The sequence below is a fragment of the Seramator thermalis genome, assembly GCF_004138125.1.
Lineage (GTDB): Bacteria > Bacteroidota > Bacteroidia > Bacteroidales > Dysgonomonadaceae > Seramator > Seramator thermalis.
This window is the reverse complement of sequence record NZ_RXHS01000004.1, coordinates 1-15,800: the sequence shown is the minus strand read 5'-3', so window position 1 is coordinate 15,800 and position 15,800 is coordinate 1. Positions and strand designations below refer to the sequence as shown.

At 42.3% G+C, this 15,800-nt stretch carries 12 protein-coding genes and 5 tRNA genes; all 17 read right to left on the bottom strand.

Going from position 1 to position 15,800, the window contains the following annotated elements:
* Positions 1-14: 14 nt before the first annotated feature.
* Positions 15-4,301, bottom strand: a complete 4,287-nt coding sequence (rpoC, locus tag EJN84_RS04080; RefSeq protein ID WP_129594232.1) for a DNA-directed RNA polymerase subunit beta' — start codon at positions 4,299-4,301, stop codon at positions 15-17.
* 96 nt (positions 4,302-4,397) lie between these two features.
* Positions 4,398-8,210 carry a DNA-directed RNA polymerase subunit beta gene (gene rpoB / locus EJN84_RS04075; RefSeq protein ID WP_129594231.1) on the bottom strand — a complete coding sequence of 1,271 codons (3,813 nt, stop codon included), beginning with the start codon at positions 8,208-8,210 and terminating at the stop codon, positions 4,398-4,400.
* A 101-nt stretch (positions 8,211-8,311) separates the two neighbouring features.
* Positions 8,312-8,692, bottom strand: coding sequence for a 50S ribosomal protein L7/L12 (gene rplL, locus EJN84_RS04070; RefSeq protein WP_129594230.1), 381 nt, complete (start codon positions 8,690-8,692; stop codon positions 8,312-8,314).
* A 53-nt stretch (positions 8,693-8,745) separates the two neighbouring features.
* Positions 8,746-9,258, bottom strand: coding sequence for a 50S ribosomal protein L10 (gene rplJ, locus EJN84_RS04065; RefSeq protein WP_101486773.1), 513 nt, complete (start codon positions 9,256-9,258; stop codon positions 8,746-8,748).
* A 16-nt stretch (positions 9,259-9,274) separates the two neighbouring features.
* Positions 9,275-9,973: a 50S ribosomal protein L1 gene (gene rplA / locus EJN84_RS04060; RefSeq protein WP_129594229.1), complete on the bottom strand. Its 699-nt coding sequence runs from the start codon at positions 9,971-9,973 to the stop codon at positions 9,275-9,277.
* A 15-nt stretch (positions 9,974-9,988) separates the two neighbouring features.
* On the bottom strand, positions 9,989-10,438 hold the full coding sequence (gene rplK / locus EJN84_RS04055) for a 50S ribosomal protein L11 (RefSeq protein WP_101486771.1): 450 nt from the start codon (positions 10,436-10,438) through the stop codon (positions 9,989-9,991).
* A 75-nt stretch (positions 10,439-10,513) separates the two neighbouring features.
* Entirely contained in the window at positions 10,514-11,056 is a 543-nt protein-coding gene (nusG, locus tag EJN84_RS04050; protein WP_129594228.1) for a transcription termination/antitermination protein NusG, read from the bottom strand.
* A 21-nt stretch (positions 11,057-11,077) separates the two neighbouring features.
* Entirely contained in the window at positions 11,078-11,266 is a 189-nt protein-coding gene (gene secE / locus EJN84_RS04045) for a preprotein translocase subunit SecE (RefSeq protein WP_101486769.1), read from the bottom strand.
* A 20-nt stretch (positions 11,267-11,286) separates the two neighbouring features.
* Positions 11,287-11,360 (bottom strand) — tRNA-Trp (locus tag EJN84_RS04040).
* Between the two features lie 52 nt (positions 11,361-11,412).
* Positions 11,413-12,600: an elongation factor Tu gene (gene tuf, locus EJN84_RS04035; protein WP_101486768.1), complete on the bottom strand. Its 1,188-nt coding sequence runs from the start codon at positions 12,598-12,600 to the stop codon at positions 11,413-11,415.
* 115 nt (positions 12,601-12,715) lie between these two features.
* Positions 12,716-12,787 (bottom strand) — tRNA-Thr (locus tag EJN84_RS04030).
* 270 nt (positions 12,788-13,057) lie between these two features.
* Positions 13,058-13,130: transfer RNA gene (locus tag EJN84_RS04025), tRNA-Gly, on the bottom strand.
* 66 nt (positions 13,131-13,196) lie between these two features.
* Positions 13,197-13,278, bottom strand: a tRNA-Tyr gene (locus tag EJN84_RS04020).
* 82 nt (positions 13,279-13,360) lie between these two features.
* Positions 13,361-13,434, bottom strand: a tRNA-Thr gene (locus EJN84_RS04015).
* Between the two features lie 112 nt (positions 13,435-13,546).
* Positions 13,547-13,840, bottom strand: a complete 294-nt coding sequence (gene hpf, locus EJN84_RS04010) for a ribosome hibernation-promoting factor, HPF/YfiA family (protein ID WP_129594227.1) — start codon at positions 13,838-13,840, stop codon at positions 13,547-13,549.
* A gap of 13 nt (positions 13,841-13,853) precedes the next feature.
* A complete protein-coding gene (locus tag EJN84_RS04005) occupies positions 13,854-14,756 on the bottom strand; it encodes a tyrosine recombinase XerC (RefSeq protein ID WP_394343079.1) in 903 nt (300 codons plus the stop codon).
* 42 nt (positions 14,757-14,798) lie between these two features.
* Complete coding sequence (gene rpsU, locus EJN84_RS04000) at positions 14,799-14,990, bottom strand: 30S ribosomal protein S21 (protein ID WP_101486805.1); 192 nt, start codon at positions 14,988-14,990, stop codon at positions 14,799-14,801.
* Positions 14,991-15,800: the final 810 nt, after the last annotated feature.

Sequence of the window (15,800 nt, the reverse complement as noted above, 5' to 3'; positions counted from 1 at the left end):
TTGTTTTTGAAAGATTATTCCGAAGCTTTTTCCAAGACATTTGAGCGGTGCGGAGTTTTCATTTTTTCAAAATCTTCACGAGTGCCGACAATGAGTTTATCGAACTCGCGTTGACCCGTACCGGCGGGGATGAGATGACCACAAATTACGTTTTCTTTCAATCCTTCCAGATAATCTACTTTTCCGTTGATGGCAGCCTCGTTGAGAACTTTTGTTGTCTCCTGGAATGAAGCAGCCGACATGAAACTTTTTGTTTGCAGTGCTGCTCGTGTGATTCCCTGCAATACCTGATTGGCAGTTGCCGGGATTGCGTCACGTGCTTCCACAAGTTTCAAGTCGCGACGTTTGAGCGAACTGTTTTCGTCACGCAACTTACGAACGGTAACTATCTGGCCCGGTTCGAAAATTTGAGAGTCTCCCGGATCGATGATCACTTTTTTACCCCAGATGCGATCGTTTTCTTCCATCATCTCATGTTTGTCCACAAGTTGTTGTTCGAGGAAGCGAGTGTCTCCGGGATCCACAATTTCAACTTTTCGCATCATCTGCCGAACAATTACTTCGAAGTGTTTGTCGTTGATTTTAACTCCTTGAAGGCGATAAACGTCCTGCACTTCGTTTACAATGTATTCCTGAACGGCAGTTGGGCCCATGATTGCAAGAATATCGGAAGGTGTGATGGCTCCGTCTGAAAGTGGCATACCTGCGCGTACGTAATCGTTCTCCTGAACCAGAATTTGTTTCGAGAGCGGGATCAAATATTTCTTTACTTCACCTGTTTTCGATGTGACAGAAATTTCCTGATTTCCGCGTTTAATTTTTCCGAACGAAACTTCTCCGTCGATTTCGGACACGATGGCCGGATTTGAGGGATTACGAGCTTCGAAAAGCTCCGTAACCCGAGGAAGACCACCGGTGATATCTCCGGCTTTTCCGACCGCTCTTGGTATTTTTGCCAATACGTCACCGGTTTTAATTTCATCGTTTTCGTTTTTCACGATGTGAGCTCCGAGTGGCAGCGTATATGTGCGCAAAACATCATCGTTTTCGTTCACGATATGAGCCGACGGTGCTTTTGTCTTGTCGCGCGACTCAATGATAACTTTTTCTTTCAAGCCGGTTTGTTCGTCTGACTCAACTTTGAAAGTTACATTTTCGATAAAATTGTCGAAACGAATTCTTCCGGTTGCTTCGCTGATGATAACGGCATTGAATGGGTCCCATTCGCAGATAAGGTCGCCTTTGGTCACTTTATCTCCGTTGCCGAAGTAAAGTTTTGATCCATAAGGCACATTGTGTGATAGCAAAACAATTTTTGTATTGGGATCTATAATTCGCATTTCAACCAATCGACTGACAACCACTTTGTATGCTCTGCCGTTTGCATCTTTTTCTTGAGGATCGACGGTTCGCAGTTCATCAAATTCGAGAATACCGTCGTACTTTGTGGTGATATTGTTTTCGGCCGCAATATTTGAGGCGATACCACCCACATGGAAAGTACGAAGCGTCAGCTGTGTACCGGGCTCTCCGATGGATTGAGCAGCGATTACTCCTACGGCTTCGCCTTTTTCTACCATTCGGCTGCGGGCCAAATTCCGTCCATAGCATTTAGCGCAAACGCCCTGCCTGGATTCGCATGTGAGTACTGAACGAATTTCTACTCGTTCGATGGGAGACTCTTCGATTTTTTTTGCGATATCTTCCGTGATTTCTTCGCCCGATTGTACCAGAATTTCTCCCGTCAAAGGGTGCTGCACATCATGCACCGAAACACGTCCGAGAATGCGCTCGTAGAGCGAAGCTACCACTTCGTCATTATTTTTGAGAGCTGTTGCTACAAGCCCACGAAGTGTTCCGCAGTCTTCTTCCGTAATGATCACGTCTTGCGAAACGTCAACCAAACGGCGAGTCAGATAACCGGCGTCAGCCGTTTTGAGGGCAGTATCGGCGAGACCTTTACGAGCACCGTGTGTCGAAATAAAGTATTCCAATACCGAGAGTCCCTCTTTGAAATTTGCCAAAATCGGGTTTTCGATAATCTGTCCACCTTCGGCACCGCTTTTTTGTGGCTTGGCCATCAGTCCTCGCATACCGGACAACTGGCGAATTTGTTCGCGTGAACCACGGGCACCCGAGTCGAGCATCATGTACACAGAATTAAATCCCTGGTCATCTTCGGCAAGTTGCTTCATCAGAATGTTCGACAATTTGGAATTGATATGTGTCCATGTATCGATAATCTGATTGTAGCGCTCGTTATAGGTGATAAATCCCATGTTGTAGTTTTCCATAATCTGCTCAACCTCTTCGTATCCCTGCTTGATAAGTTCTTCTTTTTCAGCAGGTATGATGATATCCTCGAGGTTAAAGGAAAGTCCTCCTTCGAAGGCCATTCGATAACCGAGTGCTTTTATGTCATCGAGATATTGAGCAGTTCGTGCTACTCCGCAACGTTTGATTACTTTGTTGATAATGTCACGAAGCGATTTCTTCGAAAGAAGTTCGTTGATGTAGCCAACTTCTTTGGGAATATATTCGTTTGTAATAACGCGTCCGACGGTTGTTTCGTGCATTTTGCGGATAGGATTGCCTTCCTCGTCAACATCATCCACGATAACTTTCACCAAGGCGTGAATATCCACTTTTCCTTCGTTATAGGCTATTATAGCTTCTTCTTCGCCATAAAATGTCATTCCTTCGCCTTTTGCTCCCGGACGGATTTTTGTAATATAATACAGTCCGAGCACCATGTCCTGTGAAGGTACAGTGATAGGTGCGCCATTGGCAGGATTAAGAATGTTGTGCGAAGCAAGCATCAGCAATTGAGCTTCGAGGATAGCTTCGTTGCCGAGCGGAAGGTGAACAGCCATTTGGTCACCATCGAAGTCGGCATTGAATGCCGTACATGCCAGCGGATGAAGCTGAATGGCTTTCCCTTCGATCAGTTTTGGCTGGAATGCTTGAATACCCAATCGGTGAAGCGTTGGTGCACGGTTGAGAAGGACGGGATGTCCCTTCATCACATATTCGAGAATATCGTAAACAACCGGTTCTTTGCGATCGACAATTTTTTTGGCCGATTTCACGGTTTTTACGATACCTCTTTCGATAAGTTTGCGAATGATAAACGGTTTATAAAGTTCGGCAGCCATGTCTTTTGGCAAACCGCATTCGTGCATCTTCAATTCCGGACCGACGACGATCACCGAACGAGCGGAATAATCGACACGTTTACCCAACAAATTCTGACGGAAGCGGCCTTGTTTTCCTTTTAAGCTGTCCGAGAGAGATTTTAGCGGACGGTTCGATTCTGTTTTGATAGCGCTCGATTTGCGCGAATTATCGAAAAGCGAATCAACGGCTTCCTGAAGCATGCGCTTTTCGTTACGCAAAATCACGTCAGGAGCTTTGATGTCGATGAGTCTTCTTAATCGGTTGTTGCGAATAATGACACGGCGATACAAATCGTTGAGGTCGGATGTAGCAAAACGTCCTCCATCCAGTGGAACAAGTGGACGAAGCTCGGGCGGGATAACGGGAATTACCTTCATGATCATCCATTCCGGTTTGTTCACGTTTTTCGAGCTACGGAATGCCTCTACAACCTGCAACTGCTTGAGAGCCTCGTTTTTGCGCTGTTGCGAATTGTCTGTATTGGCGCGATGGCGAAGCTGATTGGCTAATTTGTCGAGATTTAATCTTTCAAGAAGATCCAGAATTGCTTCGGCTCCCATTTTCGCGATAAATTTATTGGGATCGCTGTCTTCGAGCAGCTGATTTTCTTTTGGCAGGCCGTTAAGAAATTCCAGATATTCATCTTCGGTGAGAAGATCTTTTTCTTCAACTTTATCCTTTAATATACCCGGTTGAATTACCACGTAACGTTCGTAATAGATAATCGAATCGAGTTTTTTTGTCGGTATTCCGAGTAGATAACCTATTTTGTTGGGCAGCGATCTGAAATACCAAATATGTGCTACAGGAACTACGAGGTGGATGTGCCCTGTACGTTCGCGTCGTACTTTCTTTTCAGTTACTTCTACGCCGCATCGATCGCATACGATTCCTTTGTAACGGATTCTTTTGTATTTTCCGCAATGGCATTCGTAATCTTTTACTGGACCAAAAATGCGTTCGCAGAACAATCCGTCGCGTTCCGGTTTGTAAGTTCGATAATTGATGGTTTCGGGTTTCAGCACTTCTCCATACGAATTCTCGAGAATTTCTTCGGGTGACGCTAAGCTGATTGTTATTTTCGAAAAGTTACTCTTTATTTTATTGTCTTTTCTAAATGCCATATTCTTTTGTATAAAGAGTTTGTCTGTTTTTAAATTAATTATTGAGGGATTTGGGACCCTCTACTGTGTCGGAAATCCATTTGTATGATTAAGACTTTAATCGAGTTGAATACTCAATCCTAATCCTCTTAGTTCGTGGAGCAAAACATTTAGCGATTCCGGAATGCCGGGTTGAGGCATCGCTTCTCCTTTTACGATAGATTCGTATGCTTTTGAGCGTCCAACGACATCATCCGACTTGATTGTCAGTATTTCCTGAAGGATGTGTGCCGCGCCAAATGCTTCAAGCGCCCAGACTTCCATTTCTCCAAAACGCTGACCTCCAAACTGGGCTTTTCCACCGAGAGGTTGTTGCGTAATAAGTGAATAGGGCCCGATTGAACGTGCATGCATCTTGTCTTCAACCATGTGCCCGAGTTTCAGCATGTAAATAACGCCTACAGTGGCAGGTTGATCGAATCTGACGCCAGTTCCTCCATCGTAGAGATAGGTCTTGCCATATCGGGGAATACCTGCTTTGTCTGTCCATGTGTTGAGGTCGTCGAGCGAAGCGCCATCGAAGATCGGAGTAGCAAAACGAACACCTAATTTTTCACCTGCCCAACCGAGTACAGTTTCAAAAATCTGTCCCAAGTTCATACGGGAGGGCACTCCCAACGGGTTTAGAACGATATCGACCGGCGTACCATCGGGCAAGAAAGGCATATCTTCCTGCCGAACGATTTTCGAGACAATACCCTTGTTCCCGTGGCGCCCTGCCATTTTGTCTCCTACCTGAATCTTACGTTTTTTTGCTACGTACACTTTAGCGATCTGCATGATTCCCGAAGGCAGTTCGTCTCCGATGGTAAGATCGAAGCGTTTGCGTTTGAGTTCAGCATCCAGTTCCTTATATTTACGCAAGTAATTGATAACAGTCGTACGAATTAGCTCGTTTTTATGAGTGTCAGTCGTCCATTTGTTCAATTGTATTGACTGATAATCAATTTCATTTAATACCTTGGCAGTGAACTTCGAGCCTTTCGGAATCACTTCCATATTAGTATAATCTTTAACTCCGGCTGAAGTTTTACCTTCGGTAAGGACAAGCAATTTATCGATCAGTTTTTTACGCAACTCTTCCATTTTCTCTTCGTATTCTTCGTCGAGTTTTGGGAGAAGTGCTTTATTCGACAATTTGCCTTTTCCTTTTTTGGCAGCTTTAGAAAACAGATTGGTTTCGATTACGACGCCTTTTAATGAGGGTGAAGCCTTCAGTGAAGCGTCTTTGACATCGCCTGCTTTGTCTCCAAAGATGGCACGAAGCAATTTTTCTTCCGGCGAAGGGTCTGATTCTCCCTTCGGAGTTATTTTCCCGATCAGGATGTCACCAGGCTGAATTCGTGCACCTATTCGAACGATTCCTCTTTCATCCAAATCCTTTGTAGCTTCTTCACTTACATTGGGAATATCGGAAGTGAGTTCTTCGAGGCCGCGTTTAGTTTCCCTGACTTCGAGTGAAAATTCTTCTACATGTACTGATGTGAAAATATCTTCGCGAACGATGCGTTCGTTAAGAACGATAGCATCTTCGAAGTTGTATCCTTTCCAGGGCATAAATGCCACTTTCAGGTTTTTACCTAAAGCCAATTCTCCGTTTTCGGTAGCGTAGCCTTCTGTCAAGAAGTCTCCTTTTTTAACTTTCTGCCCCAATTTGCACAATGGACGCAAATCCACTGTGGTATTTTGGTTCGTTTTGCGGAATTTGGGAATCTTATATGTTTTGACAGCTTCTTCGAAACTTGTAAATTCTTCTTCCTCACTTCTATCGTATCGAACCTTAATGGTCGTTGCATCAACGTAGATCACTTCGCCATCACCTTCAGCCATGATCTGTGTTCGGGAATCCTTGATAAGTTGTCCTTCTATTCCCGTTCCAACGATTGGAGCTTCGTTTCGCATAAGCGGAACTGCTTGTCGCATCATGTTCGATCCCATCAAAGCTCGGTTGGCATCATCATGTTCGAGAAACGGAATCAAGGAAGCTGCAATAGAGGCAATCTGCATAGGAGATACGTCCATTAACTCAACCTCGTCCGGACTTACAAGCGGATAGTCGGCATCTTCTCTCGCTTTCACACGAGGATTGATGAATCTGCCTTCGTCGTCGATAGGAGCATTTCCTTGGGCAATAATTTTCCCCTCTTCTTCTTCGGCTGCCAAATATATCACGTGATTATTATCAATATCGACTTGTCCATTTGAAACTTTGCGATAAGGAGTTTCGATAAAGCCCAAGTCGTTGATTTTGGCATAAACACAAAGTGATGAAATAAGTCCGATATTAGGACCCTCGGGAGTTTCGATAGGACAAAGACGGCCATAATGGGTGTAATGAACGTCGCGAACCTCAAAACCTGCGCGTTCGCGCGACAATCCACCGGGACCGAGTGCCGAAAGACGACGTTTGTGGGTGATTTCGGCCAGAGGGTTGGTTTGATCCATGAACTGAGACAGAGCATTCGTCCCGAAAAATGTATTGATTACAGACGAAACTGTCTTTGCATTGATCAAGTCGATAGGGGTGAATACTTCGTTATCTCGCACATTCATGCGTTCGCGAATAATGCGTGCCATACGATTCAGCCCTACGCCAAACTGATTGTAAAGCTGCTCGCCGACGGTACGGACACGACGATTGCTTAAGTGGTCGATATCGTCAACCACGGCTTTCGAATTCACCAATTCGATGAGATATTTGATAATTTCGATAATATCTTCTTTGGTGAGAACGCGAATCTCGTCAGGAATATTAAGATTCAGTTTTTTGTTTATCCTGTATCTTCCAACATCACCTAAGTCATATCTCTTTTCCGAGAAGAACAAGTTGTTGATAACTTCTCGAGCACTCGAATCGTCTGCCGGTTCGGCACTGCGAATTTGGCGGTAGATATGACGGATAGCGTCAATCTCGGTATTACTCGGGTCTTTCTGTAATGTATTATAGATGATGGAATAATCCGACGCATTAGCCGTTTCTTTGTGTAACAAGATTGATGAGACCCCGGATTCGATGATCTCGTCAATATGTTCGGCCTCGAGAATAGTTTCTCGTTCGATGACTACTTCATTTCGTTCGATAGAAGTAACTTCTCCGGTGTCTTCATCCACAAAATCTTCCATCCACGATTTTAGGACCCTGGCCGCGAGTTTTCGTCCAACTACTTTTTTGAGATTGGCTTTGGACACTTTCACCTCTTCTGCCAAATCGAAGATTTCGAGAATGTCTTTGTCACTCTCAAATCCAATTGCTCGAAGCAAGGTGGTGACGGGTAATTTCTTTTTACGATCGATATATGCATACATGACATTGTTGATGTCTGTTGCAAATTCTATCCATGATCCCTTGAAAGGAATGATGCGGGCAGAGTAAAGAATGGTTCCGTTGGTGTGCACGCTTTGTCCAAAGAAAACGCCGGGAGAGCGATGCAATTGTGAAACGATAACACGTTCTGCTCCATTGATGACGAAAGTGCCTCTTTCTGTCATGTAGGGAATGGTGCCTAAATAAACATCCTGAATGACGGGTGCAAAATCTTCGTGGTCAGGGTCGGTGCAATAGAGATAAAGCTTAGCCTTGAGAGGCACACTGTATGTTAAACCTCTGTCGATGCATTCGTCGATAGAATAGCGTGGAGGATCGACATAATAGTCTAAAAATTCGAGGACGAAGTTGTTCCGAGTATCGGTAATCGGAAAATTTTCCATGAAAACCTTATACAATCCTTCGTTTTTTCTTTTTTCGGGTGGAGCGTCGAGTTGCAGGAAATCTTGGAAAGATTTGATCTGTACTTCGAGAAAATCCGGGAAATCAAGAGGGTTCTTGACGGTCGCAAAATTGATGCGTTGTTGAGCGTTGGTTGAAGACATGGATGATGCTATTTTTGAACTTAGATGTATTGACACAAAAGGTTAAGAATCTCCTCATGGAAGATTCCTAACCATATTAACCTAATTTTAGGTAACTGATCTTATTTAAGTTCAACTTCTGCTCCTGCTTCTTCAAGTTGTTTTTTCAAAGCTTCCGCTTCGTCTTTTGTTACACCTTTTTTCAATTCACTGGGAGCAGCGTCAACTAAATCTTTAGCTTCTTTCAAGCCAAGGCCTGTGAGTTCCTTAACAGCCTTAACAACTGCCAGTTTGGCTTGTCCTGCACTTTTCAGGACAACGTCAAAGGAGTTTTTTTCTTCGACTACAGTAGGCTCATTACCTACAGCAGGGCCGGCAGCCACTGCAACAGCTGCGGCGGCAGGTTCGATGCCATATTCGGTTTTGAGAATCTCAGCAAGTTCGTTAACTTCTTTTACTGTTAAGTTAACTAATTGTTCAGCAAATGCTTTTAAGTCTGCCATTGTTGTATTTGTTTAAATTGATTACTAATTCTGTTTGTGTTTGTGTTGAAAAATTATTTTTCCGAAAGAGTTTGCAAGATGCCGTGAATGGTATTTCCGCCTGATTTAAGGGCAGAGATGACATTCTTGGCAGGAGATTGCAACAATGAAATGATATCCCCGATAACTTCGTTTTTGCTTTTGATGGATATCAAATCTTTCAGATATTTATCCCCGATAAAGAAGCTTTCCTGTACGTATGCGGCTTTGAATGCCGGTATCTTTGTAGCTTTATGTTTATCGATGAGTTTAGCAGGTGCGTTGGCTACGTTCGAAAACATGATGGCGGTATTACCCTTAAGTACGGGATATAGCTCTTCAAAATTTCCGTCGAGTGACTCAAGCGCTTTTCTCAGCAAAGTATTTTTTACTACCAGAAGCTTAATATCCTCTTTTGAGCATTCTCTTCTAAGTTCACTGGTCTTAGCCGCATTTAAAGTGGCTATGTCAGTAAGGTAGAAGTTGTCATAAGACTGAACAGTTTCAGCTATTTTCTTTATTAATATGCTTTTATCTTCCTTTTTCATAGATTAATTTCCTTTTTTAGATTTCTTCTACCGATTTAGGATCTATTTTCAGACCCGGGCTCATCGTGCTCGAAAGATAAATACTCTTAATATAAGTACCCTTAGCTGCCGTGGGTTTCAGTTTGATAAGCGTCTCGATGAATTCTTTGGCGTTATCTCTGATTTGTTCCGGCGTAAATGATACTTTTCCGATAGAAGCATGCACAATACCTGCTTTGTCCACTCTAAAGTCGATTTTCCCCTGTTTCACTTCTTTGACTGCTTTAGCCACGTCAGTAGTCACAGTTCCGCTTTTAGGATTAGGCATTAAGCCTCGAGGGCCTAAAATGCGCCCCAATGCACCAATTTTTCCCATAATTTGCGGTTGAGTGATGATAACATCCACGTCGGTCCAACCTCCTTTAATTTTTTCGATGTATTCGTCAAGTCCTACATAGTCGGCACCGGCCTCTTTGGCTTCGGCTTCGGCTTCGGGGGAACATAACACAAGAACTCTGACTTGTTTTCCGGTTCCGTGAGGCAGAGACACTACACCTCTTACCATTTGGTTCGCTTTTCTGGGATCTACGCCAAGGCGTACATCGATGTCAACCGAAGCGTCAAATTTGGTAGTTGTAATTTCTTTGACCAATTTTGAAGCTTCTTTCAGCGTGTAGGTTTTCCCTGCTTCAATTTTGCTCAAAGCCAACTTTTGATTTTTTGTCAGTTTACTCATAACTCAATTGAAGTTTTAATTATTAACATTTTCAGGGAACTCCCCTTTTACTGTGATACCCATACTGCGAGCCGTGCCGGCAACCATTCGCATTGCAGATTCGATGTCAAAGCAATTTAGATCGGGCATTTTTTCTTCGGCTATAGCCTTTACCTGATCCCAAGTGATTTCTGCAATCTTCTTACGATTAGGTTCGGCCGAGCCGCTTTTTGCCTTGGTGGCTTCTAACAATTGAATCGCAACCGGTGGAGTTTTAACAATAAAATCGAAAGATTTGTCGGTATAATAAGTGATTACCACAGGTAACACTTTACCGGCTTTGTCCTGAGTTCTGGCATTGAATTGCTTGCAAAACTCCATGATGTTGATCCCCTTCGAACCTAAAGCAGGTCCAACGGGGGGAGATGGGTTTGCAGCTCCTCCTTTGATTTGTAATTTGATTTGTCCAGCAACTTCTTTTGCCATTTTCTTTGATTAAATTAATAAACGGTTTTCGAAACAAACGGAAGAATTTCAGAATCTGCGTAACCAAATTGCTGTTTATTCTTTCTCTACTTGCATATATCCCAATTCGAGAAGTTGTTTCCTCCCGAATATTTTGACCATTACTTTCAGTTTCTTTTTTTCGTCATTCACTTCTTCAACCTCTCCCGAAAAACTTGTAAAGGGACCGCTAATCACTTTTACATTTTCGCCTACGTAGAATTTTACATCCATTTCTTCGTTGGCTTCTTCCAATTCGTCCATCGTACCCAAAATACGTTTCACCTCCGATTCACGAAGGGGTTGGGGATCTTTGGTGTTGGGAAGAAAGCCTGCTACGTAGTTGAGATTTTTGAGTTCGTGAATTACCTCCCCCGTCAGATCGGCTTCGATAAGCACGTAACCGGGAAGATAAGCGCGTTCTTTCATCACTTTCTTTCCGTTGCGTACAGTGTAAGTCTTTTCTGTGGGAATGAGGACCTGAGATATGTACTTTCCTAAATCGGTTTTTTTAATTTCTGACTCGAGGTACTCTTTGACTTTATTTTCTTTGCCGCTAACGGCACGCAGAACGTACCATTTTTTTTCGCTTTCAGCCATTTTTTCCTTTATTTCAGATGATTAAATACCGTATAGGATTTTCAATATCCACTCGAATAAAGAATCCAACCCAAAAACTATCAGCGCAATAATAAGGGAAGCAATCATTACTATTATTGTACTGCTGGTTAGTTCTTCTCGTGAAGGCCAAGATACTTTATACACCAATTCGGTATAGGCATCCTTGAGATATGCAACTATCTTTTTCATTTAAAATTTCATACTTTTTGCACGGGTCGAGAGACTCGAACTCCCGACACCTGGTTTTGGAGACCAGTGCTCTACCAAACTGAGCTAGACCCGTAGAGGAACTTAGTCGACCACCTGAAAAACAGGCCGGCTAAGTTCTATTGTTTTCAGTCTAATAATTCCGTGATTTGACCGGCGCCTACCGTGCGACCACCTTCGCGAATTGCGAAGCGGAGACCCACGTTACATGCAACCGGATAGATCAGCTCAACCGTAATTGTTACGTTATCGCCGGGCATTACCATTTCAACTCCCTCCGGTAATTGAATCTCGCCGGTAACATCCAGTGTGCGGATGTAGAATTGAGGACGGTAGTGATTATGGAACGGAGTGTGTCGTCCGCCTTCTTCCTTTTTCAGAATATAAACCTCAGCCTTGAATTTCGAATGGGGTTTTACTTTTCCCGGATGAGCAATAACCATACCGCGTTTGATCTCGTCTTTGTCGATACCTCTGAGCAAAAGTCCTACGTTGTCGCCGGCTTGACCTTCGTCAAGAATTTTGCGGAACATTTCGACTCCGGTTACAACCGATTTTTTGCCTTCGGCGCCAAGACCGATGATTTGAACTTCGTCACCAACTTTGACAATGCCTGTTTCGATACGACCGGTTGCCACTGTTCCACGACCCGTGATCGAGAATACGTCTTCTACCGGCATAAGGAAAGGCTTGTCGATGTCGCGAGGAGGAAGTGGAATCCACGTATCAACGGCATTCATGAGTTCGATGATTTTTTCTTCCCACTTCGGGTCGCCGTTGAGAGCACCAAGTGCAGATCCGCGAATAACAGGTGTATTGGCGCCGTCGAAATCATAGAAATCGAGCAATTCTCTCATTTCCATTTCTACCAGCTCAAGCATTTCTTCGTCGTCCACCAAATCGCATTTATTCATAAATACCACCAAGCGTGGAACATTTACTTGACGTGCTAAGAGGATATGTTCACGGGTTTGAGGCATTGGACCGTCAGTTGCGGCTACCACGATGATAGCACCATCCATTTGAGCCGCACCGGTAACCATATTCTTAACGTAGTCAGCGTGACCCGGGCAGTCAACGTGAGCGTAATGGCGGTTTTCAGTTTCGTATTCAACATGAGAAGTGTTGATGGTAATACCTCTTTCTTTTTCTTCGGGTGCGTTGTCGATCGAGTCGAAAGTGCGTACTTCCGAAAATCCTTTTTTAGCCAAAACGGTCGTGATTGCAGCCGTTAGGGTAGTTTTACCGTGGTCAACGTGGCCGATAGTACCGATGTTGACATGCGGTTTTGTCCGGTTAAAATGTTCTTTTGCCATAAAATGTTCTTATTAGTTTAGTTAGTTTATTTACTCTCTTTTAGTGCTTAATTCAGAAAACAGATGAATATATTTTGCTCACCCAATTTTCAATCAAAAAAATAATCGCGTTTCGAGCCGATGGCGGGAATTGAACCCGCGACCTCTTCCTTACCAAGGAAGCGCTCTACCCCTGAGCTACATTGGCAAAAGAGGAAAGATGCCAGAAAAATCTACGGATGAATCTGTCTTAAGATTTTCTCCGCATTGTGTGGTTTTGTGGCGATCTTCTCCGAAGAATGCTTATGCAATTACTTGATGAACATTGCTTCGAAACGCGACCTCAGTATTGCCGCGGAAAACGCTACAGCGGTTTTCCCGCTCGTTTGGCACTTACGCTAAGATGTTTTTTCTTTTTGCAGTGCTCAACAAAACTTTTGTTCAAAGTTTTTGATTGCGATCCGCGATTCATATCAAGAGCGGAAGACGGGACTCAAACCCGCGACCCTCAGCTTGGAAGGCTAATGCTCTATCGACTGAGCTACTTCCGCATTCAAACAGTTGATGACGTTGTCAATATTCAAAATATTTATCCTAAACTCCATCAATTTGTTTTGTGGGCAGTGATGGATTCGAACCACCGAAGGCTACGCCAGCTGAGTTACAGTCAGCCCCATTTGGCCACTCTGGTAACTGCCCCAATCAAAAATGATATATTTATATATCGCTGATTTACAATAAGAAATAGATCTCTTTACCGGTGAATTATTTGTATTTTTTGAGCCTCTTGTCGGATTCGAACCAACGACCCCGAGATTACAAATCACGTGCTCTGGCCAACTGAGCTAAAGAGGCTTATTTACTTATAATTAACCGTTCCCCTCTCATGATTAGAGAGAAACGGTCGCAAAGGTAGTAATATTTTTTCGATTGCCAAAGATTTCAATCTATTTTTTACGAGGATTATCTATCCTTTTTTTTCTTTGGTTTTGATGATCTGTTTTTCAAGAGCTTCTCTGCACAAGTCTACTGCTTCTTCGAAAGTATCGGCAACCTTGTTGGCGAACGGTTCGCTGTTTTTTAATTTTAGTTTAACGGATACGTCCTTGTTTTTTGCGGTTTCAGGTCTTACGACCTTCATAATTACTTCTGCCTCGAGGATGCCGTCGTTGAATTTCTCTAATTTTTTCATTTTTTTTTCAACAAATGCTTTTAACTGGGCAGTTGCGTCGAAATTGACGGATTGAATTCTAATTTCCATAATTTTTCCTCCTTCATTTTTTTGCTCGGGGATGAGCTTGTTGATAGACTTTCTTTAGTTCGTCAAATGTCACGTGGGTGTAGATTTCTGTAGAAGCGAGACTTGAATGTCCCAACAATTCTTTTACAGCGTTTATTTCGGCTCCATTGTTTAACATTTCGGTGGCAAAGGAATGACGTAATACGTGTGGGCTTTTTTTCGAAAGAGTTGAAATGCGACTAAGATGAGTATGTACGATTTTATATATCATGGCCGGATACATTGGATCTCCATTATTCCTAACAAATAAAAATGCCGAATTGTTTTTGATTTTTGCATCGCGCAGGGATATATATTTTTGTATATTATATAAAGTGTTGTCCGAAAATGGGATAAGTCGCTGTTTGTTTCTCTTTCCGGTAACGCGAAGAGTTTTGGCATAGATGTCGATATCTGCATCTTTTAGATTGATCAGCTCGGTTCGGCGCATGCCGGTAACATAGAGCAGCTCGAGTATGAGGTGATCGCGATATCCTTCGAAATTGTCGGAAAATTCTGTTTCATCATCCAGGATTTTTTCCAAATCGGTGTCGGTGGCAAATGTAGGTAATTTTTTTTCGATTTTGGGCCCATGCACCGTTTCGGCAGGGTTGTTTTTCAAAACCTCTGTTTTTTTTAAATACTTGAAAAAAGATTTTATGGCGCTTAGCTTGCGATTTACAGATCGAGGTTTTATGCCATTTTCTATTAGTTGCGATATCCATATCCGGATAAGGTCTGCATCGATATTTGTAGGGTCAAAAGTGCCGGTTTCGGATCTGATGAATGATTCGAATTGAGAAAGATCGTTTAAATACGAAATCTCCGTGTGAGAGGAATAATTCTTCTCGACACGGAGATATCTCATGAACTTTTCTTTCCACATTTCGTCGGCCATCTTGTGGCAACGAAGTTAGATAAAATTTTGGAAGATCAAAAATTAATCTTCGTTTTGTTGCAGCTGTTGTACGTATATGGCATGCTGCTTTTTCTTACGTCTTTCAATTGACGGTTTTGTGTATGCCTGACGCTTGCGCAGCTCCTTAACAATACCTGTTTTTTCGTATTTTCGCTTGAATTTTTTTAAGGCTCTTTCTATGTTTTCGCCTTCTTTTACTTGTACAATGATCATATGTTTCTTTGTTTTTTTGTTCAATTATTGAGACTATTGTTCGCACGATTGGGGATAATAAAATTATAGCATATCCCTAATTTTCTCGAATAAAAATTTGATAATAAGCTTTTATTCGAGGATGGTTGCTGTTTATATTCTACTATATATACTATCGTTTCGTTCTTTTTTTCTGTTGGCTTACAATAACCCCCTTTCTGTTAGAGGGTGCAAAGTTAAAAATAATGATTGAAAAACCAATACATTGCGAACGAAATTATTCGGAAAAATTTTATAGAGGGTTTCCATGAATGCGTTCAGCTCCTTGTGGTATATATGCTGATATGGAGAATAAAAAAGAGTCCGACGCTGATTCTTTTTGTCTTACATCGAATAAAAAAGCCATTTACAAGAAGTATCTGCTTAAAAAGGTTATCGCTTCTTCTTTAAAATTATGTCAAATTTTGAAGTATTTATATCAATTTTTGTAGTAGGCTGATTTCTATATATAATATTTTTGTAGAAGAAAAGAGACGGCTGGAGGTAATAAAAAATAAGTATTTTAATCATATAGATATTTATAGAAATAAAATCTCTTAAATCTCGCCTTGTTAAATTTTATCGAACAATATAGACCAATAGTTCGGTAAATATTCAATTAACTAATTAATATTCAATGTTTTATATAACAAAGTTTAACATAGAAAATAAGGTTAAGTAGCTGATTATCAGTATCTTTATAGTAATTCCAAACACTGTAAAGATGGACAAAACCAGCATACTTAACCAATATAGGGATATCTGTAGTGACGTTTTAAATAAACTAACTAC